Origin of the sequence: Streptomyces sp. NPDC046881, from assembly GCF_040645015.1 — a bacterium.
GTDB lineage: Bacteria > Actinomycetota > Actinomycetes > Streptomycetales > Streptomycetaceae > Streptomyces.
In genome coordinates, this window is the sequence record NZ_JBEYXJ010000073.1 from 12,884 (window position 1) to 34,236 (window position 21,353).

Below are 21,353 nucleotides of genomic sequence, written 5' to 3' on the forward strand. Positions count from 1 at the left end.
GGTCAGCTCTTGGCAGCGGCGGCCTTGGGCTTGGTCGCCTTGGCGGCCGCCGGGGCGGGCACCGTCTTGGCGTCGTCGGCCGCGGTGGTGGCCGCGGCGTCGGTGCCCGGCTCGGCGGCGGGCTCCTCCGGCCGGACTCCCACGCCCAGCTTCTCCTTGATCTTCTTCTCGATCTCGTTGGCCAGGTCGGGGTTGTCCTTGAGGAAGTTGCGCGCGTTCTCCTTGCCCTGGCCGAGCTGGTCGCCCTCGTACGTGTACCAGGCGCCGGCCTTGCGGACGAAGCCGTGCTCCACGCCCATGTCGATCAGGCCGCCCTCGCGGCTGATGCCCTGGCCGTAGAGGATGTCGAACTCGGCCTGCTTGAAGGGCGGCGCGACCTTGTTCTTGACGACCTTGCAGCGGGTGCGGTTACCGACCGCCTCCGTGCCGTCCTTCAGGGTCTCGATGCGCCGGATGTCGATGCGCACCGACGCGTAGAACTTCAGCGCGCGGCCACCGGTCGTGGTCTCCGGGGAACCGAACATCACGCCGATCTTCTCGCGGAGCTGGTTGATGAAGATCGCGGTGGTCTTGGACTGGTTGAGCGCGCTGGTGATCTTCCGCAGTGCCTGGCTCATCAGGCGGGCCTGCAGACCGACGTGGCTGTCGCCCATCTCGCCCTCGATCTCCGCGCGCGGGACGAGCGCGGCGACGGAGTCGATGACGATCAGGTCGAGGGCACCGGAGCGGACCAGCATGTCCACGATCTCCAGGGCCTGCTCGCCGTTGTCGGGCTGGGAGAGGATCAGGTTGTCGATGTCGACACCGAGCTTGCGCGCGTACTCGGGGTCGAGGGCGTGCTCGGCGTCCACGAAGGCGACCTGGCCGCCGGCCTTCTGGGCGTTGGCCACGGCGTGCAAGGTCAGCGTGGTCTTACCGGAGGACTCCGGTCCGTAGATCTCCACGACACGGCCGCGCGGCAGGCCACCGACGCCGAGGGCGACGTCCAGCGCGGTCGATCCGGTCGGGATGACCTCGATGGGCTCCTTCGACCGCTCGCCCATGCGCATGACCGCGCCCTTGCCGAATTGCCGTTCAATCTGCGCGAGCGCGGCGTCGAGCGCCTTCTCGCGGTCGGTTCCTGCCATGGGTTCCACCCGGTTTGCTTGAGTCGATCGCTTCACGTCAAAGACGCTAACGCCTGCCACTGACAATGCGCCCCGACGCAGGCCCAGCCTGTGGATAACCGAGGGGCATCTCCCCGCGAATCGGGACGAAATCCCCACCCGGAAGCCTCGCCTGGGCCTCCATAAGAATGGATGTTCGATTTTCGTGTCAAGCGCACCACGCGGCACACGGTCGGGCTTCCACAGGGCCTACGGCCGCCGCTGCCCGCCGGGCCGGCGGCCGGCCCAGAGGCGTCGGGCGCGCGTGAACATCCCGGGCCCGCCCGGGCCCCGGCCGCGGTGCCCGTGCACCCGGGGATCGTCCGTGACGGCGTACCGCTTCACGTACGCCCCGAGGAACGCCTGCAGCGTCGCCACCGCCGGGATGGCGATCAGCGCGCCGACCGCACCCAGCAGCGCGGTGCCCGCGACGACCGAGCCGAAGGCGACCGCCGGGTGGATGTCGACCGTCTTGGCGGTCAGCTTGGGCTGGAGCATGTAGTTCTCGAACTGCTGGTAGATCACGACGAAGCCCAGCACCCAGACCGCGTACCAGGGGTTCACGGTGAACGCGATCAGCATCGGCAGCGCGCCCGCGAGGTACGTGCCGATGGTGGGGATGAACTGCGAGACCAGGCCCACCCAGACGCCGAGCACCGGCGCGTACGGCACACCGAGGGCTTGGAGCAGGATGTAGTGCGCGATCCCGGAGATGAGCGCCATGAGACCGCGCGAGTACAGGTAGCCGCCCGTCTTGTCGACGGCTATCTCCCAGGCGCGCAGCACCTCGGCCTGGCGCGCGGGCGGCAGCACGGAGCACAGGGCGCGGCGCAGCCGGGGGCCGTCGGCGGCGAAGTAGAACGAGAACAGCGCGACCGTGAGCAGCTGGAAGAGCCCGCCGAGCACCTGGGCGGACACGTCGAGGACGCCGGTCGCACTGTTCTGCACGTACTTGCGCAGCCAGTCGGAGTGGAGCAGGCCCTCCTGGATGTCGACGCGTCTGAGTTCCGTGTGGAAGGTGTGGTTGATCCAGTTGATGAGCGAGTCGAGGTAGTCCGGGAAGCCCTCGACCATCTTGATGATCTGGCCGGCCAGCATCGACCCGAGCAGCGTGACGAACCCGGCGGCGGCGACGGTCAGGCCGAGGAAGACCAGGAAGGTGGCGAGGCCCCGGCGCATGCCACGGGCCGACATCCGGCTCACGGCGGGCTCGACCGCCAGGGCCAGGAAGAACGCGATCAAAATGTTGATCAGGAGGCTGGTCAGCTGGTGGAAGGCCCAGCTGCCCAGCTGGAACGCGGCGATCAGCGCGAGCGCGAGCACCATGGCGCGTGGCAGCCAGCGCGGCATCCGGCCGTCCGGGGCGACGGTGCCGGAGGCCGGGGGCAGGCCGGGCGGGGGCGCTGCGGCCGGTGCTTCCCGCCGGGCGGACGGCTCGCCGTCCTCGGCGGTGGGTGCCAGGGGGTCCTCGTCAGTCGGTGCCACGCGCCCAGTCTCGCCCACGCCGCCGACATCCGGCCCCCGCCGGCGATCTTCGTGACAGATCAGTACCGTATTGTCGAGTTCTTCTCGGGCAAACCCGGCATTCCGGCCATCTGGTCAGCGCTTCTCGCCCGGCACGTTCATGACCGCGCAGACCACGCGCCACACGTCCTTGGCCGCCCAGCCGGCGTCCAGCGCCTCGTTCACCGTGCGCCCGCCCAGCTCCGACATGACGTGATCGCGCGCGAAGGTGTCGGCGTACCCCGGACCGAAGTGTTCCGCCATCCGCTGCCAGAAGACCGTCAACCGCATGCCTCCAGTATCCCGCCCCTGGGGGTGGGCCCTGCCCGGGAGCACCTGCCGAGACCGCTTTCCGCCCTACGGTCGACGCATGGCCGACACCGGAGTTCCCCCACTCCCCTCCACGCCCCCGGCGCGTTCCCCCCTCTTCCGCGCCGAACAGTTCGTGTGGCTCACCGCGCGCGTGCTGGAGCAGCATCTCTTCGCGTACCACTTCCTGCACGGCAGCCCGGAGGCGGTGGAGGCGGCACTGGACGCCTACCGCAACGACGACGGCGGGTACGGGCACGCCCTGGAGCCCGATCTGCGCGGACCGGTCAGCCAGCCCCTGCACACCGCGCACGCCCTGCGTGTGCTGGACGCCGTCGGGCGCTGCGGCGGGCAGCGCGTGGAGCGGGTGTGCCGCTATCTGACCTCCGTCTCGGCCCCGGACGGCGCCCTGCCGGCGATCCACCCCAGCCAGCGCGGCTATCCGACGGCACCGTTCGTCGAGGTCCTCGACGACCCTCCCAGCGAGCTGCTGGCCACCGGTCCGGTGGTCGGGCTGCTGCACCGCAACGAGGTGTGGCACGCCTGGCTGTTCCGGGCCACCGACTTCTGCTGGCAGGCGGTGGAGTCCCTGGAGAAGTCCCACCCCTACGAGGTGCAGGCCGCCGTCACCTTCCTGGACTCCGCTCCCGACCGCCCGCGCGCGCAGGCCGCCGCCGACCGGCTGGGCCGCCTGGTGCGCGAGCAGCGGCTCGCCGCGCTGGACCCGGACCGTCTCGACGCGTTCCCGGTCGCCCCCGGCTACGCCCCGGGCGAGCACCACTTCCCGCACGACTTCGCCCGCAGCCCCGACTCGCTCGCGCGCGCGTGGTTCACGGACGACGAGATGACGCGCTCGCTGGACCACCTGGCCGCCGGGCAGCAGGACGACGGCGGCTGGCCGGTCCGCTGGCGCCGGTGGGCCCCCGCCCCGGCGCTGGAGGCCCGCCCGCTGGTGACGATCGAGGCCCTGCGCACCCTCAGGGCCTACGGCCGCTTCGTGGGCTAGCGGCCCGGGCGCGCGAGCGGCCTCTCCCGTCGGCGGGCCTCACCCGCCGACGGCCCGCACCCCCGCCGTCACCACCACGGCCGCCGCCACGACCAGCAGGAACGGCGCGCGCAGCACCAGTGCCACGGCCGCCGCGCCGAGCCCCGCGGCCCGCGCGTCCAGCACCAGCGCGTGCCCGTCGGCGAACGTCTGCTGCGCGGTGAGCGCGGCCAGGAGGGCCACCGGCAGCAGGGCGGCCAGCCGGCGCACGTACGGCCGCTCGACGGTGTGCGCCGGCACCAGCAGTCCGGCGAGCTTGACGGCGTAGCAGCCGAGGGCGGTCACGCCGATCGCGATCCAGGTGTTCACCGGTCCTCCTCCGAGCCCGTCTGCTCCTCCTGCCGGGTACGGCCCCTGCGCCGGCCCTCCACGAAGAGGGCGAGCGGGGCCGCCAGCGCCGCCACCAGGACCGGCACACCGGCCGGTAGGACGGGCAGCAGACCGAGGCCCAGCAGGACGGCGAGGGCTGCCACCGCGCGCTCGGTGGCCGTCTTCAGCATCGGCGCGAGCAGCGCCAGGAACACGGCGGGCCCCGCCGCGTCCAGGCCCCACGCGCGCGTGTCGCCGATCGCCCGGGCGCCCAGCGCGCCGAGCAGCGTGGTGAGGTTCCACAGCAGGTACAGGCTGAGGCCGGTGACGGTGAAGCCGAGCCGTGCGGCCCGCCGGGTCGGCTGCGCCAGGGTCACCGCGGTGGTCTCGTCGATCACCCACTGGGCGGCGAACGGCCGTAGCGCGCGCGGGAGGGCGAGCAGCTGCGACAGCCGCAGCCCGTAGAAGGCGTTGCGCACGCCCAGGAAGAAGGCGCCGGCGGCGGCCGTGAACGGGTTGCCCCCGGCGGCGAGCGCCCCGACCAGCGCGAACTGGGAGGCGCCGGTGAACACCAGGAGGCTGAGCGCGCAGGTCTGGAGCAATCCGAGTCCGCTGCCGGCCGAGGTCACCCCGAAGGCGAATCCGGACAGGCCCACGGCGACGCCGACGCCCAGGGCGTCCCGTACGACGGCCGAGTCGGGCTTGTCCGCTCCTTCGGCGGTCTGGTCCATGAGAGCTATGTGCTGTGCCACGCCCAGGACGGTACGGGCGGCTCTCAGCCCGCGTCTTGTACGTTCTTGCGCTCGTCCGGGCCGGTGCGCTCGCGCTGGTATGCGCCCGGGGGCACGCCGACGATCCGGGCGAAGTGCCGGTTGAGGTGGGGCTGGTCGGTGAAGCCGACGGCGACGGCCGCCTCGGCCGGGGCCGTGCCCGCGTCCAGCAGCAGCCGGGCGCGGCGCACGCGGGCGTCCGTCAGCCAGGTGTGCGGCGGCATGCCGTAGGCGTCGCGGAACGCCCGCAGCAGGGCGAACGGGCTGGTCCCGAGGTCCGAGGCCAGCCGTTGCAGGGTCGGCGGCTCGGCCATCCGTTCCTCCAGCACCGCACGCGCGCGTGCCGCGATGCCCGCACCGGCCGTCCGGGTCCGCCGCTGGGGCAGCGGGCCGCCGTTCAGCCGCAGCAGCCTGGTCACGGCGACCCGCAGGAGCGTGTCGGCGGCCAGCGCGTTGCCCTCGTCGGCGGCGCGCAGCACCTGGTGCACCAGGCGGACGGTGTAGGGGTCGTCCAGGACCGGGCTGACGAAACCCGGCGTGCCGCGGAGGGTGGTGGTCTCGGCTGCGATCTCGGCGACCACCTCGGGCGACGGGTAGAGCGCGCCGTACCGCCAGCCCTCGGGCACACCGGCCCGGCCCGTGTGCGGGGTGTCCGGGTTGACCAGGGCGAGCGCTCCCGCGCCGGCGGAGACGTCCGAGCCGCGGTGGTGGAAGACCTCGACGCCGTCGGCGATGGCCGCGATCACGAAGTTCTCATGGGTGTGCCGGATGAACGTCTTGCGGATGTACCGAGCCCGCAGCAGGTCGACACCGGGCAAGTCCGCGTACCGCCAGTGCCGCGCCCGCTCCCCTGAACCCGCCATACGCCCATTGTCCGCCCTGCCCGGACCACGCCGGCACCGCGTTTCCGCGCCCGGCCCGGGGCCCACCGGCCCGGCACCGCCTCCTCGGCTCCGCATCTGCGCAGGTCACAGCGATTGTCAGTGGTCGGGTGCAGGATGGACGCATGGTCAGCTCCGCACACCGAGCCCTCGACGGCTTCTCCCCCGCGACCCGCGGCTGGTTCACGGGGGCGTTCTCCGCGCCCACCGCGGCCCAGGCGGGCGCATGGGATGCCATCCGGGCCGGCTCGGACGTGCTGGTGGTCGCCCCGACCGGCTCCGGCAAGACGCTGGCCGCGTTCCTCGCCGCACTGGACCAGCTGGCCTCGGCCCCGCCCCCGGCCGACCCGAGGAAGCGCTGCCGGGTGCTGTACGTGTCGCCGCTGAAGGCCCTCGCGGTCGACGTCGAGCGCAACCTGCGCAGTCCGCTGACCGGTATCCGCCAGGAGTCGGTGCGCCTGGGCCTGCCCGAGCCGGAGGTCAGGGTCGGCATCCGCTCCGGCGACACCCCGGCGGCCGAGCGCCGCGCCCTGTCCACCCGCCCGCCGGACATCCTGATCACCACCCCCGAGTCGCTGTTCCTGATGCTGACGTCGGCCACGCGCGACGCGCTCACGGGCGTGGAGACGGTGATCCTGGACGAGGTCCACGCGGTCGCGGGCACCAAGCGCGGCGCGCATCTCGCGCTCTCCTTGGAGCGGCTGGACAAGCTGCTGCCGAAGCCCGCCCGCCGGATCGGCCTGTCCGCGACCGTGCGCCCGGTGGACGAGGTGGCCCGGTACCTGTCCCCGCGCCGCAAGGCGGAGATCGTCCAGCCGGAGTCCGGCAAGGAGTTCGACCTCTCCGTCGTCGTCCCGGTCGAGGACATGGGCGAGCTGGGCGGTGCCCCGGCCGCCGACGCCGCCGAGGGCGGGGAGCGGCCGTCGATCTGGCCGCACGTGGAGGAGCGGATCGCCGACCTGGTCCAGTCCCACCGGTCCACGATCGTCTTCGCGAACTCCCGCCGCCTCGCGGAGCGGCTGTGCAACCGGCTCAACGAGATCGCGTACGAGCGGGCGACCGGCGAGACCCTGGAGGAGCACCACTCCCCCGCCGAGCTGATGGGCGGCTCGGGCGCCGCCCAGGGCGCGCCGCCGGTGATCGCCCGCGCGCACCACGGCTCGGTCTCCAAGGAGCAGCGCGCCCTGGTGGAGGAGGACCTGAAGGCGGGCCGGCTGCCCGCGGTGGTCGCCACCTCCAGCCTGGAACTCGGCATCGACATGGGCGCCGTGGACCTCGTCGTCCAGGTCGAGTCCCCGCCGTCGGTGGCCTCGGGTCTGCAGCGGGTGGGCCGCGCAGGGCACCAGGTCGGCGCCGTCTCCACCGGTGTCGTCTTCCCCAAGTACCGCGGTGATCTCGTCCAGGCGGCCGTGGTCACCGAGCGGATGCGCTCGGGCTCGATCGAGTCCCTGAAGGTGCCCGCGAACCCGCTGGACGTCCTCGCGCAGCAGCTGGTCGCCATGACGGCGCTGGACACCTGGCAGTTCGACGACCTGCTCGCCGTGGTCCGCCGCGCGGCCCCGTTCGCCTCGCTGCCCGAGTCGGCGTTCACGGCGGTCCTGGACATGCTCGCGGGCCGCTACCCGTCCGACGCGTTCGCGGAGCTGCGCCCCCGCGTGGTGTGGGACCGCGTGACCGGCGAGATCACCGGCCGCCCGGGTGCCCAGCGCCTCGCCGTCACCTCCGGCGGCACGATCCCGGACCGCGGTCTGTTCGGCGTCTTCCTCGCCGGTTCCGACCCCAAGAAGGGCGGAGGCCGGGTCGGCGAGCTGGACGAGGAGATGGTCTACGAGTCCCGTGTCGGCGATGTCTTCACGCTGGGCACGAGTTCGTGGCGGATCGAGGACATCACGCGCGACCGGGTCCTGGTCTCGCCCGCGCCGGGCGTGCCGGGCCGGCTGCCCTTCTGGAAGGGCGACCAGCTGGGCCGCCCGCTGGAGCTGGGCCGTGCGGTGGGCGCGTTCCTGCGTGAGGTCGGCTCGCTCTCCCGGGACGACGCGCGGCTGCGGCTGCTGGCGGCGGGCCTGGACGCGTGGGCGGCGGACAACGTGCTGTCGTACCTGGACGAGCAGCGCGAGGCCTGCGGCCATGTGCCGGACGACCGCACGATCGTCGTGGAGCGGTTCCGTGACGAGCTGGGCGACTGGCGGGTCGTCATCCACTCCCCCTTCGGCGCACAGGTCCACGCCCCCTGGGCCCTCGCCCTCGGCGCCCGCCTGTCCGAGCGGTACGGCATGGACGCGCAGGTCATGCACGCCGACGACGGCATCGTGCTGCGCCTGCCCGACGCCGACCTGATGGGCCTGGACCTGCTCGACCGTGAGCCGGTGAAGGCCGGCACCGAGTACGACAGCGACCAGGCCCCGGTCGGCGCGGCCGACGTCGCCTTCGACAAGGGCGAGGTCGACCAGATCGTCACCGACCAGGTCGGCGGCTCGGCGCTGTTCGCTTCCCGGTTCCGCGAGTGCGCCGCCCGCGCGCTGCTGCTGCCGCGCCGCAATCCAGGCAAGCGCACCCCGCTGTGGCAGCAGCGCCAGCGGGCGGCCCAGCTGCTCCAGGTGGCGAGCGAGTTCGGCTCGTTCCCGATCGTCCTGGAGGCGGTCCGCGAATGCCTCCAGGACGTCTTCGACGTCCCCGGGCTCGTGGAGCTGATGGGTGACGTCGAGTCCCGTAAGGTGCGCCTGGTCGAGGTCACCACCCCGGAGCCGTCCCCCTTCGCCCGCTCCCTGCTGTTCGGGTACGTCGCCCAGTTCCTGTACGAGGGCGACTCCCCGCTGGCCGAGCGGCGCGCCGCCGCGCTGTCCCTGGACTCACGGCTGCTGGCCGAGCTGCTGGGCCAGGCGGAGCTGCGCGAGCTGCTCGACGCGGAGGTGCTGACCGAGCTGGAGCGCGAGCTGCAGTGGCTCACCGAGGACCGCCGGGTCAAGGACGTGGAGGGAGTCGCCGACGTGCTCCGGCTGCTCGGCCCGCTGACCGACACGGAGCTGGTGGCGCGGGGCGCGGACCCGCAGTGGGCGCGGGAGCTGGCCGGGGCCCGCCGGGCGATCAGGGTGCGGATCGCGGGGACCGATCACTGGGCAGCCGTCGAGGACGCGGGCCGGCTGCGCGACGCGCTCGGCACGGCACTGCCCGTCGGTGTCCCCGAGGCGTTCACCGAGCCGGTCAAGGATCCGCTGGGCGATCTCCTCGCGCGGTACGCCCGTACCCACGGCCCGTTCACCTCGGCTACCGCCGCGGCCCGGTTCGGGCTGGGCGTGGCGGTCACCGAGGGAGCCCTGCAGCGGCTGGCCGCGGCCGGGCGGGTCGTTCAGGGCGAATTCCACCCGGCGGGCATCGGTCAGGAGTGGTGCGACGCGGCCGTTTTGCGCCGGCTGCGCCGCCGTTCCCTGGCCGCCCTGCGGCACGAGCTGGAGCCGGTGCCGCCCGCGGCGCTCGCCCAGTTCCTGCCGCAGTGGCAGCACATCGGCCGGGGGCACGGGCTGCGGGGCGTCGACGGGCTGGTGCGCGCGGTCGAGCAGTTGCAGGGGGCGTCGGTGCCGGCCTCCGCGCTGGAGAAGCTGGTGCTGCCCTCCCGCGTGGCCGGCTACACGCCCTCAATGCTGGACGAACTGACCGCCGCCGGCGAGGTGGTGTGGGCCGGCGCGGGCGCCCTGCCCGGCAAGGACGGCTGGGTCTCCCTCTACCTGGCGGACGCGGCCCCGCTGCTGCTGCCGGCACCGCACCCGCTGGAGCTGACCGCGCTCCACCAGTCCGTGCTCGACACCCTCTACGGCGGCTACGGCCTGTTCTTCCGTCAGATCGCCGACCAGGTCCGGGCGACCACGCACCCCGAGGTCACCGATCCCCAACTGGCCGACGCGCTGTGGGATCTGGCCTGGTCGGGCCGGCTCACCAACGACACCCTGGCGCCGATGCGCGCCCTTCTGGGCTCGGGTCGTACGGCGGGCTCGACCGCGCACCGGGCCAAGCGTGCCGTCCCGCGCGGGCGCTACGGCTCCCTGACGGCCGCCGCACGCACCGCCTCCCGCACCGGCCCGCCGACCGTGGCCGGCCGCTGGTCGCTGCTGCCCACGGCCGAGCCGGACGCCACCGTGCGCGCGCACGCCCTGGCCCGCACGCTCCTGGACCGGCACGGCGTGGTCACCCGGGGCGCGGTCGCGGCGGAGGGCGTCGAGGGCGGCTTCTCGGCGGTGTACCGGGTGCTGTCGGTCTTCGAGGAGAGCGGTCAGGCCCGGCGGGGTTACGTGGTCGAGGGGCTGGGCGCGGCCCAGTTCGCGATGGACGGCGCGGTGGACCGCCTCCGCGCGGTGGCGAACGCCCGCGAGCGGACCGAGGGCCTGCCCGCCCCGGCCGGCCGGAACGGCTTCGCCGAGCCGGCCTTCCCGAACCCGTTCGACGCCGCCGACGGCACTCCGCACGGCCGCGCCTCCGCCGGCGCCTTCGACGCGGCCGACGCCGGTTTCGCCCACCCCGGCCTGGACGGCGACTTCACCTGGCCGCCGGAGGAGCAGCCGGTGGCCGACGGTGATCACGCCTCCTCCCGCGACCTCGCCGACCCGTTCGCCTCCCCCGGCTACGGCGGCCCCCGCGGCGGCGGCACCGCCCCCTACGGTCCGGCCGCCTACGGCACGGCCCCGCGCCGCGGCTACGGCAACGGCCGCACGGGCGCCCCGGAGCCCGACCCCCGCGCCGTGGTCCTCGCCGCGGCCGACCCCGCGAACGCCTACGGCTCCGCGCTGCCCTGGCCGGAGCCGCCGACCGGAGCCGGGCACAAGCCGGGCCGCAAGGCGGGTTCGCTGGTCGTCCTGGTGGAGGGTGAGCTGACGCTGTACATGGAGCGCGGCGGCAAGACCCTGCTGGCCTGGCCCGCCGCACCGGACGACCCCCGCCTGCGTACGGCGGCCGAGGCGCTGGCCGCGGCGGCCCGCGCGGGCTCACTCGGCACGGTCACGGTCGAGCGCATCAACGGCACCCAGGCCCTGACCTCCCCCATAGGCACCCTCCTGGAGGCAGCGGGATTCGTGGCCACACCACGCGGCCTCCGACTGAGAGCCTGACCGACCCGGCAACCGCCGGGCGGCCCACCGCCCCTCCCCCGCCCGGCACGGCGACCGCCCCCTGCCCCACCGGCTCTGCACCACCGGCCCTGCCCACCCAGCCCCGCGCCCACCCCACCCACCACCACAACCGGCATCGCGACCACCGCCCCGCCCCGCCCGGCGCGGCCGCCCGCCCCGATCACAGCCCCTACTCGCCCCCACCCACTCCCCGGCCCGGCCACCGAGACCCGGCCATGCCCCACCCCACCGGCGCCCCAACCGCCCCCGCTCCCCCTCACCCCTTCGTGGCACCCTTGACGCATGCCCGAAGGTGACACGGTCTGGCAGGCCGCGCGGCGGCTGCACGAGGCTCTCGCGGGCAAGGCGCTGACCCGCAGCGACTTCCGCGTACCGAAGTACGCGACGGTGGACCTCTCCGGCCGCAGGGTGCTGAACACGATCCCGCGGGGCAAGCACCTGCTCACCCGGTTCGAGGGCGACCTGACCCTCCACACGCATCTGCGCATGGAGGGCACGTGGAAGGTGTTCGACGCGGGCGAACGCTGGCGGGGCGGACCGGCGCACCAGATCCGGGCGGTCCTCGGCACCGCCGACCGCACGGCCGTCGGCTACCGCCTGCAGGTCCTGGAGCTGCTGCGCACGACCGACGAGGAACGGGTCGTCGGCCACCTGGGCCCCGACCTGCTCGGCCCGGACTGGGACCCCGAGCGCGCCCTGGCCAACGTCCTCGCCGACCCCGGTCGCCAGCTCGGCGAGGCCCTGCTGGACCAGCGCAATCTGGCGGGCATCGGCAACATCTACAAGAGCGAACTGTGCTTCCTGCTCGGCGTGACCCCGTGGCTGCCGGCCGGCGCGCTCCCCGCGGACCGCGCCGAGAAGCTGCCCGGTCTGGCCAAGCGGCTCCTGGAGGCGAACCGCGACCGCCCGGTCCGGCAGACCACCGGGCTGCACCGGTACGACCTGTTCGTCTACGGCCGGGCACCCCGCCCGTGCCTGCGCTGCCACACCTCCGTCCGGGTGGCCGACCAGGGCGACGGCTCCCAGGAACGCCCGACCTACTGGTGCCCCACCTGCCAGACGGGCCCCGCTCCGGCGCCGGGCTCACCACAGCGCTGGCGGGACAAGTACCCGCGCCGCACCGGCTGACCGCTCCACGCCCGCCGACCGCCCGGCGCTCAGGCGGTCGCCCACTAATTGACGGACCGTCAGAAACGCTCGTACCGTCGCCTGCATGGCCCTCAGCGCGTACGACCTCAGCGGACGCACCGCCTTCGTCACCGGAGCCGCCGGCGGGATCGGGCGGGCCTCCGCCGTACTGCTCGCCCAGGCGGGCGCGACGGTGCACTGTGCCGACCGGGACCCGGACGGCCTGGACGGCACGGCCGCGCTGGTCGAGGAGCGCGGCGGTACGGCCCGCGTCCATGTCCTCGACGTCACCGACCGGGCCCGGCTCGGCGAGGCGGTCCGGTCCTGCGGGCGGCTGGACGTACTGGCGGCGATCGCCGGGATCATGCACAGCAGCCCGGTGCTGGAGACCCGGGACGAGGACCTCGACCGGGTGCTGGACGTCAACTTCAAGGGCGTGCTGTACGCCTGCCAGGAGGCGGCCCGCCTGATGCTCGCCCACGGGACCCGCGGCAGCATCGTCACCATGGCCTCGGGCGCGGTCGACACCGGCGGCGCCGGGCTGCTCTGCTACGGCGCGGCCAAGGCGGCCGTGGTGCAGCTGACCAGGACGCTGGCCACCGAGGTCGGCCCGCACGGCATCCGGGTGAACGCGGTCGCGCCGGGCTGGATCCGCACCCCCATGACCGACCGCCACGACCGGACGGCACAGGCGCACACCGAGGCCGCGATGACCCGGCTGACCCCGCTCGGCCGGGTCGGCGAGCCGGACGACGTCGCGCACGCGGTGCTGTACCTGGCGTCGGACGCGTCGGCCTTCACGACGGGTCAGATACTTCGCCCGAACGGGGGTGTGGCGATGCCCTGGTGACGTCCCCGGCCCGCCACGCGGTCGCCCATCGCCCCGTCGGCACGGCTCCGGTCGCGCGCCCCTTGGGCACACAGTGCACGGGCAGCAGGCTCAGCCCCCACCCGCCGGCCACGACGGCCCCTTCCAGCACGCCCGAGCCACCGCCCGCGGCGAGCCGCAGCACGGCCCACCACCACACCGCCCCGAGCCCGGGCGCCACCACCCAGCGCACTGTCCGCCCCGCCATGCCCGCCACCACCTCCAGCCGGACGCTAGACCGCCACCCCGGCCGCCCGGGAGGCGCACCGAGGGCTCACTGATGCAGCGCCGGGAGGAGAACAGCCCGTCCGGCGTGGAAGGGCGAGGCCGGCCGCCTACGCGTTCTCCGCCTGGAACATCCAGTGGTGCTTCTCCAGGTCGGCGGTGATCTGGATGAAGATGTCCTGGGTCACCGGGTCCGGCGCCCCGGTCGCCTCCACCCGCTCCCGCATCCGGGTGATCACCGTGCCCAGCGCGTCCACCATCGTCCCGACCGCGTCCGTGTCCTTGATCCACCCCGCGGGAGTGGCCTTGATGCCGCTTGCGGAGGCCACCGTCGCGGCGCGCCCGTCGGGCGGGACACCCAGCGCCGAGGCCCGCTCGGCCACCGTGTCCATGTGGGTGCGGGCGGAGTCGACCACCTCGTCCAGCTGGAGGTGGACGGAGCGGAAGCGGGGCCCGACGATGTTCCAGTGGATCTGCTTGGCGACCAGGGCGAGGTCCACCAGGTCGACCAGGGCGCCCTGCAGCGCCTCCGACACGGTCTTCATATCCGGTTCGGCCAAGGGGCTCTTCACGACGTACATCCGCTTCCTCCGGGGCTCGGGCGCCGTCACGTCCCCTCCACGATGACCGCACCGCACACCCCCGGCAAATGGACGCCCAACGGGTGACGAGCGACGAAAAGCCCCGGCCGGCTCCCCAGGTCTCCCTGGGGCAGCCGGCCGGGGCTTCACACGTCTCGGAACGCTAGGCCGCGCGCACGAAGCTCACGCGGCGACCACGTCCACCGCCTCCGCGGGCGCCTTGATGGTCACCCGTTCCGGTGGCACACCGGTCACCGACACCGAACCCAGCATCGGGCGGACCGGCGTGGGCACGGGCTCGGTGGCCCGGGCGGACTGGGCCAGTTCGGCGAGCGCCAGCTCGTCGCTCACTTCCCGCATGAGTTCCGACATCCGTACGTCCAGCGCGTCGCAGATGGCGGCGAGCAGCTCGGAGGAAGCCTCCTTCTGCCCCCGCTCCACCTCGGAGAGATAGCCGAGTGAGACTCGGGCGGACGAGGAGACTTCGCGCAGAGTACGGCCCTGGCGTTGGCGCTGCCGACGCAGCACGTCACCCAGCAGGCGACGGAGCAGAATCATCGGTGGCTCCCTCCTCGGACCGCGTAGCCGCATCCTTCTCGCCCCACCGTACCGCCTTGCGCCGCGGCCGTGCGGGGAGCGATGTCGTGTTCACTCAGGGCTGCAAACATCAAAACCCCCCGTTCCGTTCCGTATCCTGTGCCCGCTCATTCCCAGTCTGTTCGCCCGCAAGCTGCTCCAGGAGCACTGCGAGTACGCTCCGTACACTCTCCATACGAATTTCCGCACGGCCGCCGTTCAACCGCAGAGCCTCGACTTTTCCGCCACCGGCAGAACCGGCTCGGTCGGTGAGGGGTCCGTCGACGGCCACGAAGACCGTCCCGACGGGCTGTCCGTCCTGCGGATCGGGGCCGGCGACCCCGGTGGTCGCGAGGCCCCAGTCGGCCCGCAGGGCCTTGCGGACACCGGCCGCCATCTGGCCCGCGACCTGCGGATCCACCGCTCCGCGCTGGGCCAGCAGAGTGGCGTCGACACCCAGCAGCTCGTGCTTCAGCTCGGTGGCGTAGGCGGTGATCGAGCCCCGGAACACCCGGGAGGCCCCGGGTACCGCGGTGATCTCCGCCGCCACCAGGCCACCGGTCAGCGACTCGGCGACGGCAAGGGTCTCGCCCCTCACGGTCAGTAGTCGCACCAGTTCGGTGGCCGCGGAACTCACGCTTCCTTCTCCTCCAACGCCGCGGCGCGCTCGGCCATTCCCCGCCGCCGCAGCACAATGGCTTGTCTTACGTAGTCGAGGCCCGTCACGACCGTGAGGACGACCGCCGCGGCCATCACCCAGAACCTCAGGGTGGCCAGCCACCCCGTCAGCGCCAGGACGTACATCCCGACGGCCACGCCCTGGGTGAGCGTCTTCAGCTTGCCGCCCCGGCTGGCGGGGATCACGCCGTAGCGAATGACCAGAAAACGCAGCAGCGTGATGCCGAGTTCCCGGCCGAGGATCACGGCCGTCACCCACCACGGCAGATCACCGAGGGCGGACAGACAGATGAGCGCCGCACCCATGATCGCCTTGTCGGCGATGGGGTCGGCGATCTTCCCGAAGTCGGTGACGAGGTTGTAGGTGCGCGCCAGGTGACCGTCGAACAGGTCCGTGATCATGGCGATGGCGAAGGCGGCCCAGGCCACGGAGCGCCAGGCCGGGTCGTAGCCGCCGCCGGTCAGCATCAGCGCCACGAAGCCGGGCACCAGCAGCAGGCGGAGCATGGTCAGCAGATTGGCTACGTTCCAGACGCTCGCCTGGTTGACGGCCGCGGCCGCGATCTTCCCGCCGCGCGCGGGCTTGCCGCCGCCCTCGGGGCCCGTGGCCGGACCCGAAGCAGAACCGGAGACCTCGGACCGGGCGTCGTCGGCAGCGGCGGCGGACCCCCGGGCACCCTGCGCGCCGGAGGAGCCGCCCGCGGCGGATGCCGGGACTCCGGTCATCTGCCCGCCTCCTCACTACACGCGAGCGAGCCGGTCAGCGGCTCGGCCACGAGGTCGACACCTTCCGTACCGACCACCTTTGCCTCGACCATACGTCCGACGCTCAGACCCGCGCCGCTCGTGAGCAGGACCTGGCCGTCGGTCTCCGGCGCCTGGTGCGCGGCACGGCCGTGGACGCCCTCCTCCTCGTCCACGGACTCCACCAGGACCCGCAGGGTCTCCCCGACGCGCTCCTCGGCGCGCTGCGAGACGAGTTCCTCGGCGAGCCGGGAGATGTGGGCCAGGCGCTCGGCGACGACGTCTTCGTCCAGCTTGTCGTCGTAGGTCGCCGCTTCCGTGCCCTCCTCGTCGGAGTAGCCGAAGACGCCGATGGCGTCGAGCCGGGCGCCGTTCAGGAAGCGCTCCAGTTCGGCCAGGTCGGACTCGGTCTCGCCGGGGAAGCCGACGATGAAGTTGGAGCGCACGCCGGCCTCGGGGGCCTTGCTCCGGATGGTGTCGAGCAGCTCCAGGAAGCGGTCGGTGTCGCCGAAGCGGCGCATGGCGCGCAGCACGCCGGGCGCGGAGTGCTGGAAGGACAGGTCGAAGTACGGGGCGACCTTGGGGGTGGAGGCCAGGACGTCGATGAGGCCCGGGCGCATCTCGGCCGGCTGGAGGTAGCTCACCCGCACCCGCTCGATGCCGTCGACCTCGGCCAGCTCCGGCAGCAGGGACTCCAGCAGCCGGATGTCGCCGAGGTCCTTGCCGTAGGAGGTGTTGTTCTCGGAGACCAGCATGATCTCCTTGACGCCCTGCTCGGCCAGCCAGCGGGTCTCGTTCAGCACGTCGCTGGGGCGGCGGGAGATGAAGGAGCCGCGGAAGGACGGGATGGCGCAGAAGGAGCAGCGCCGGTCGCAGCCGGAGGCCAGCTTGACGGAGGCGACCGGGGAGCCGTCCAGGCGGCGGCGCAGGGGCGCGCGGGGACCGGAGGCGGGCGCGACGCCCTCCGGGAGGTCGGTGGGGCCGTGCCCGGGCAGGGCCACCGCGGCGGCCGACTCCTGGCGCTCGGCCGGGCTGATCGGCAGCAGCTTGCGCCGGTCGCGCGGGGTGTGGGAGGCGTGGATGCCGCCGGACAGGATGGTCTGCAGGCGGTCGGAGATGTCCGTGTAGTCGTCGAAGCCGAGCACGCCGTCGGCCTCGGGCAGCGCCTCGGCCAGCTCCTTGCCGTACCGCTCGGCCATGCAGCCCACCGCCACGACGGCCTGGGTTCTCCCATGGTTCTTGAGGTCGTTGGCCTCCAGGAGGGCGTCGACGGAGTCCTTCTTCGCGGCCTCCACGAAGCCACAGGTGTTGACCACGGCGACGTCGGCGTCCGCGGCGTCCTCGACGAGCTGCCAGCCGTCCGCCTCCAAACGGCCTGCGAGCTCCTCGGAATCCACCTCGTTACGAGCGCAGCCGAGAGTGACGAGTGCGACGGTACGGCGTTCAGGCATGGGCTCAAGACTACTTTGTCTCACTGACAGCCCACGTCGACGGGGTTGGCCGATTGTGGCCGACTCCGTCACATCCGCCGCGTCGGGCCCGTCAGCCCGCCACCGGGTCGCCCTTGGTGTAGGTGAGCCGCTCCACCGCGCCGGGCCGGAAGGTGTCCTCGATCTTCTTGCCGTTGACGTACAGCTCGATCGCGCCGGCGTCCCCGAGGATCAGGTTGATCTTGGAGCTGTCCTGGAAGGTCTTGGACTGGCCCTTCTTCAGCAGCCCGTCGAAGAGCATCCGGCCGTTGTGGTCCTTGGCGGAGATCCAGCTGCGTCCGTTGGGGGCGCTGACCTGGACGGTCACCTTGTCCTGGGGCGCTGCGGCGATGGCGCTGTCGGAGGGCTCGCCGGTCGGCTCGGCGGGCTTGGGCTTCTTCGTCTTCGGCGGGGCGGACTTCACCGTGGCGGGTGTGGCGCCCTCGGCGACCTGCGCCTTGGAGTCGCCGGAGCTGTCGCCGCCCTTGAACGCGGTGAACCCGACGAACCCGATCACGACGACGATCGCGGCGACCATGGCCGCGGTCCAGTTCGGGCCGCGCCGCTCCGGCCTGATCCGCTCCGCCTCGAACAGGGGTGCGGCGGGGGTGGGCGCGGGCCGGCCTCCGTGCTCGGCGTCGTACTGGGCGATCAGCGGCTCGGGGTCGAGGTGGACGGCCCTGGCCAGCGTGCGGATGTGCCCACGGGCGTACACGGCGCCGCCGCAGGGGGCGAAGTCGTCCGCCTCGATGGCGTGCACGATGGCGATACGGACACGAGTGGCACTGCTGACGTCGTCCACGGTGAGCCCGGCCGCGATCCGCGCCTGCTGCAGTACGCGGCCCACGGAGGGTCGGGCTTCCTGGGACTCGTCTCGGAACGGACGCTCGTCTTCAGGGGAGTTGCCGATGGACACGGGGGCGCCTTTCGAGCGTGTAGCCACCTGTGCTGGAAGCTCAGTCTAGGGGGGGTACGAAAGGGTGGGGCAACCGGGCGGTGGGACTTTGTACGCCATCGGAATGGCCCGACATCCCGGGGGCGTGACAGGCAGGTACCCCAGGATGCGGGCCCTACCTGTCTTCTCGCTCAACTGGACGTACGACAAAGGGAAACGGTTGCTCACCGACATCTAACAGGTGGATCACGGCCATCCCGCCAGCCGGCGTAACCCTCGTCCGCCGAACGGCCCTTCGCCCCTCACCCCTCGGACTCCCCGCGGATCACGGCGAGCACACCGTCCAGCTCGTCGGGTTTCACGAGAACGTCACGTGCCTTGGAGCCCTCGCTCGGACCCACGATGTTGCGGGACTCCATGAGGTCCATGAGCCGCCCGGCCTTGGCGAAGCCGACACGCAGCTTGCGCTGGAGCATCGAGGTCGACCCGAACTGGGTGGAGACGACCAGCTCGGCCGCCTGGCACAGCAGGTCCAGGTCGTCGCCGATGTCCTCGTCGATCTCCTTCTTCTGCTTGGTGCCCACGGTGACGTCGTCCCGGAAGACGGGCGCCATCTGCTCCTTGCAGTGCCGGACGACGGCCGCGACCTCCTCCTCGGTCACGAAGGCGCCCTGCATACGCGTCGGCTTGTTCGCGCCCATCGGCAGGAACAGGCCGTCGCCCTTGCCGATCAGCTTCTCGGCGCCGGGCTGGTCGAGGATGACCCGGGAGTCGGCGAGCGAGGAGGTGGCGAAGGCCAGCCGGGACGGCACGTTGGCCTTGATCAGGCCGGTGACCACGTCGACCGAGGGACGCTGGGTGGCGAGGACCAGGTGGATGCCGGCCGCGCGCGCGAGCTGCGTGATACGCACGATCGCGTCCTCGACGTCACGCGGGGCCACCATCATCAGGTCCGCCAGCTCGTCGACGATCACCAGCAGGTACGGGTACGGCTGCAGCTCCCGCTCGCTGCCCTCGGGCGGCTTGACCTTGCCCTCGCGCACCGCGCGGTTGAAGTCGTCGATGTGCCGGTAGCCGTAGGCGGCCAGGTCGTCGTACCTGAGGTCCATCTCGCGGACCACCCACTGCAGCGCCTCGGCGGCCCGCTTGGGATTGGTGATGATCGGCGTGATCAGGTGCGGGATGCCCTCGTAGGCGGTCAGCTCGACCCGCTTGGGGTCGACCAGGATCATCCGGACGTCCTCCGGGGTCGCCCGCATCATGACCGAGGTGATCAGGCAGTTGATGCAGGACGACTTGCCGGAGCCGGTGGCGCCGGCGACCAGCATGTGCGGCATCTTCGCCAGCGAGTGCATGACGTACCCGCCCTCGACGTCCTTGCCGAAGGCGACCAGCATCGGGTCGTCGTCCTCGGCGGACTCCGCGAGGCGCAGCACGTCGCCGAGGTTGACCATCTCCCGGTCGGTGTTCGGGATCTCGATGCCCACCGCGGACTTGCCGGGGATGGGGCTGATGATCCGCACGTCCGGGCTGGCGACGGCGTAGGCGATGTTCTTGGTGAGCGCGGTGATCCGCTCGACCTTCACGGCGGGGCCGAGCTCGACCTCGTAGCGGGTGACCGTCGGGCCGCGGGTGAAGCCGGTGACGGCCGCGTCGACCTTGAACTCGGTGAAGACCTGGGTGAGCGAGGCGACGACCGCGTCGTTGGCGGCGCTGCGCGCCTTGCCGGGGCCGCCGCGGGTCAGCAGGTCCAGCGAGGGCAGCGCGTAGGTGATGTCGCCGGACAGCTGGAGCTGCTCCGCGCGCGCGGGCAGGTCGCGGGGCGCCTCGGGAGCCTTCTTGGTCAGGTCGGGAACGGTCCCCCCGGTCCTGAGGTTCTCCTGCTTGGGGCGGGCGGCCGGGACCGGCGCCGCTGCGGGCGCGGGCGCCGGCGTGGGCACCGGGGTGGTGTCCTCGCGCTCGCCCGCGCTCACCCCCTGGGTGAGGTCGGCGACGAGCGGGGACGGCGGCATGCCGTGCTGCACGGCCCCGTCGAGCGCGGCGGCCGCGGCGGCAGCGACGTCCACGGCGTCCAGCTGCCGCTGCGGATCCGGCTGGGGCACCGCGGAGCGCCTGGGACGCCCGCGGCGCCGGGTGAGGGCCTCCTCCTCGGCGCTCTCCGGGTCGTACGCCTGCGGGGCGCTCGCGCGCCTGCGGGGGCGGGCGGGCGTCGCCTCGCGCCACTGCTCGTCGTAGCCCTCGTCGTCCACGGCGTACCGGTCCGCCTCGGGATCGTGCAGCACACCGAGGTGGACACCGAGCGTCCGCAGCCGCTGCGGGATGGCGTTGACCGGGGTGGCGGTCACCACGAGCAGCCCGAAGACCGTCAGCAGCACCAGCAGGGGTACGGCGAGCACCTCGCTCATGGTGTACGTCAGCGGGGTGGCCGCCGCCCAGCCGATGAGACCGCCGGCGTCCCTTATGCCCTGCATGCCGGCGCTGCGCGCGGGCGAGCCGCAGGCGATGTGGACCTGGCCGAGCACACCGACGACGAGCGCGGACAGGCCGATCACGATCCGCCCGTTGGCCTCCGGCTTCTCCGGGTGCCGCACGAACCGTACGGCGATCACCGCGAGCAGTATCGGCACCAGCAGGTCGAGCCGGCCGAAGGCGCCGGTGACCAGGATCTCGACCAGGTCGCCGACGGGTCCGCGCAGGTCCGCCCAGGTGCCGGCGGCGACGACCAGCGCCATGCCGAACAGCAGCAGCGCGATGCCGTCCTTGCGATGGGCCGGGTCGAGGTTCTTCGCGCCCTGCCCTATGCCGCGGAAGACGGCGCCGACGGCGTGCGCGAGACCGAGCCAGAGGGCGCGCACCAGCCGGTACACGCCCCCGGTGGGGCTGGCCACCGGCTTCGCGGGCGCGGCCTTCCTCACCGCGGCCTTCTTGGCGGGCGCCTTCTTGGCCGGGACCTTCTTCGCGGCGGCCTTCCTCGCCGGAGCCTTCGCGGGAGCGGCCGCCTTCCTGGCGGGCTTCTTGGCTGCGGAGGGACGTGAGGCCATGGTGTGAGGTTACCGGGGGAGACGACGGCGGACACGTGTGCCCACAGCTTCACCCGTTCGTGTCGTGCT

Annotated in this window: 17 protein-coding genes and 1 pseudogene; 4 read left to right on the plus strand and 14 right to left on the minus strand. The window is 73.0% G+C overall.

Annotation, left to right across the window (positions count from 1 at the left end; translation table 11 throughout):
- Positions 1-2 precede the first annotated feature (2 nt).
- The 3 genes from recA to ABZ923_RS28280 form a co-directional block, all read right to left on the minus strand.
- On the minus strand, positions 3-1,127 hold the full coding sequence (gene recA / locus ABZ923_RS28270; RefSeq protein WP_361476801.1) for a recombinase RecA: 1,125 nt from the start codon (positions 1,125-1,127) through the stop codon (positions 3-5).
- Positions 1,128-1,355: 228 nt separating this feature from the next.
- On the minus strand, positions 1,356-2,606 hold the full coding sequence (locus ABZ923_RS28275; protein ID WP_361476832.1) for an AI-2E family transporter: 1,251 nt from the start codon (positions 2,604-2,606) through the stop codon (positions 1,356-1,358).
- A gap of 138 nt (positions 2,607-2,744) precedes the next feature.
- Positions 2,745-2,939: a DUF3046 domain-containing protein gene (locus ABZ923_RS28280; RefSeq protein ID WP_358642578.1), complete on the minus strand. Its 195-nt coding sequence runs from the start codon at positions 2,937-2,939 to the stop codon at positions 2,745-2,747.
- Between the two features lie 79 nt (positions 2,940-3,018).
- Between ABZ923_RS28280 and ABZ923_RS28285 the strand changes: the two genes are divergently transcribed.
- Positions 3,019-3,963 carry a hypothetical protein gene (locus ABZ923_RS28285; RefSeq protein ID WP_361476803.1) on the plus strand — a complete coding sequence of 315 codons (945 nt, stop codon included), beginning with the start codon at positions 3,019-3,021 and terminating at the stop codon, positions 3,961-3,963.
- 39 nt (positions 3,964-4,002) lie between these two features.
- On the opposite strand, the gene ABZ923_RS28290 is transcribed toward ABZ923_RS28285, so the two are convergent.
- The 3 genes and pseudogenes from ABZ923_RS28290 to ABZ923_RS28300 form a co-directional block, all read right to left on the minus strand.
- Entirely contained in the window at positions 4,003-4,311 is a 309-nt protein-coding gene (locus tag ABZ923_RS28290; protein WP_030342831.1) for an AzlD domain-containing protein, read from the minus strand.
- On the minus strand, positions 4,308-5,042 hold the full coding sequence (locus tag ABZ923_RS28295; protein ID WP_361476834.1) for an AzlC family ABC transporter permease: 735 nt from the start codon (positions 5,040-5,042) through the stop codon (positions 4,308-4,310). Before ABZ923_RS28295 ends, ABZ923_RS28290 begins: the two co-directional genes overlap by 4 nt.
- Positions 5,043-5,089: 47 nt before the next feature.
- Positions 5,090-5,944 (minus strand): annotated as a pseudogene (locus ABZ923_RS28300) (AraC family transcriptional regulator); the annotation flags it as partial.
- A 143-nt stretch (positions 5,945-6,087) separates the two neighbouring features.
- On the opposite strand from ABZ923_RS28300, the gene ABZ923_RS28305 reads away from it, so the two are divergent.
- The 3 genes from ABZ923_RS28305 to ABZ923_RS28315 all read left to right on the plus strand — a co-directional run bounded on the left by ABZ923_RS28305 (position 6,088) and on the right by ABZ923_RS28315 (position 13,057).
- A complete protein-coding gene (locus ABZ923_RS28305; protein WP_361476806.1) occupies positions 6,088-11,058 on the plus strand; it encodes an ATP-dependent helicase in 4,971 nt (1,656 codons plus the stop codon).
- Between the two features lie 303 nt (positions 11,059-11,361).
- Positions 11,362-12,207 (plus strand): DNA-formamidopyrimidine glycosylase family protein, encoded by an 846-nt coding sequence (locus ABZ923_RS28310; RefSeq protein ID WP_361476808.1) that lies wholly within the window; start codon positions 11,362-11,364, stop codon positions 12,205-12,207.
- A gap of 85 nt (positions 12,208-12,292) precedes the next feature.
- A complete protein-coding gene (locus ABZ923_RS28315; RefSeq protein ID WP_361476810.1) occupies positions 12,293-13,057 on the plus strand; it encodes an SDR family NAD(P)-dependent oxidoreductase in 765 nt (254 codons plus the stop codon).
- On the opposite strand, the gene ABZ923_RS28320 is transcribed toward ABZ923_RS28315, so the two are convergent.
- The 8 genes from ABZ923_RS28320 to ABZ923_RS28355 form a co-directional block, all read right to left on the minus strand.
- Positions 13,005-13,283, minus strand: coding sequence for a hypothetical protein (locus ABZ923_RS28320; RefSeq protein ID WP_361476812.1), 279 nt, complete (start codon positions 13,281-13,283; stop codon positions 13,005-13,007). The two genes, ABZ923_RS28315 and ABZ923_RS28320, sit on opposite strands and share 53 nt — an antisense overlap.
- A 127-nt stretch (positions 13,284-13,410) precedes the next feature.
- Positions 13,411-13,881 (minus strand): DNA starvation/stationary phase protection protein, encoded by a 471-nt coding sequence (locus ABZ923_RS28325; RefSeq protein ID WP_361476836.1) that lies wholly within the window; start codon positions 13,879-13,881, stop codon positions 13,411-13,413.
- 183 nt (positions 13,882-14,064) lie between these two features.
- Positions 14,065-14,439: a helix-turn-helix transcriptional regulator gene (locus tag ABZ923_RS28330; RefSeq protein ID WP_014675397.1), complete on the minus strand. Its 375-nt coding sequence runs from the start codon at positions 14,437-14,439 to the stop codon at positions 14,065-14,067.
- A 109-nt stretch (positions 14,440-14,548) separates the two neighbouring features.
- Positions 14,549-15,094 carry a CinA family protein gene (locus ABZ923_RS28335; protein WP_361476814.1) on the minus strand — a complete coding sequence of 182 codons (546 nt, stop codon included), beginning with the start codon at positions 15,092-15,094 and terminating at the stop codon, positions 14,549-14,551.
- Positions 15,091-15,861 carry a CDP-diacylglycerol--glycerol-3-phosphate 3-phosphatidyltransferase gene (pgsA, locus tag ABZ923_RS28340; protein WP_361476816.1) on the minus strand — a complete coding sequence of 257 codons (771 nt, stop codon included), beginning with the start codon at positions 15,859-15,861 and terminating at the stop codon, positions 15,091-15,093. Before pgsA ends, ABZ923_RS28335 begins: the two co-directional genes overlap by 4 nt.
- A complete protein-coding gene (gene rimO / locus ABZ923_RS28345; protein ID WP_361476818.1) occupies positions 15,858-17,330 on the minus strand; it encodes a 30S ribosomal protein S12 methylthiotransferase RimO in 1,473 nt (490 codons plus the stop codon). The genes pgsA and rimO overlap by 4 nt, the downstream gene beginning before the upstream one ends.
- A 91-nt stretch (positions 17,331-17,421) precedes the next feature.
- Positions 17,422-18,264 (minus strand): helix-turn-helix domain-containing protein, encoded by an 843-nt coding sequence (locus ABZ923_RS28350; RefSeq protein ID WP_361476820.1) that lies wholly within the window; start codon positions 18,262-18,264, stop codon positions 17,422-17,424.
- A 281-nt stretch (positions 18,265-18,545) separates the two neighbouring features.
- A complete protein-coding gene (locus tag ABZ923_RS28355) occupies positions 18,546-21,284 on the minus strand; it encodes a DNA translocase FtsK (protein ID WP_361476822.1) in 2,739 nt (912 codons plus the stop codon).
- Positions 21,285-21,353 lie beyond the last annotated feature (69 nt).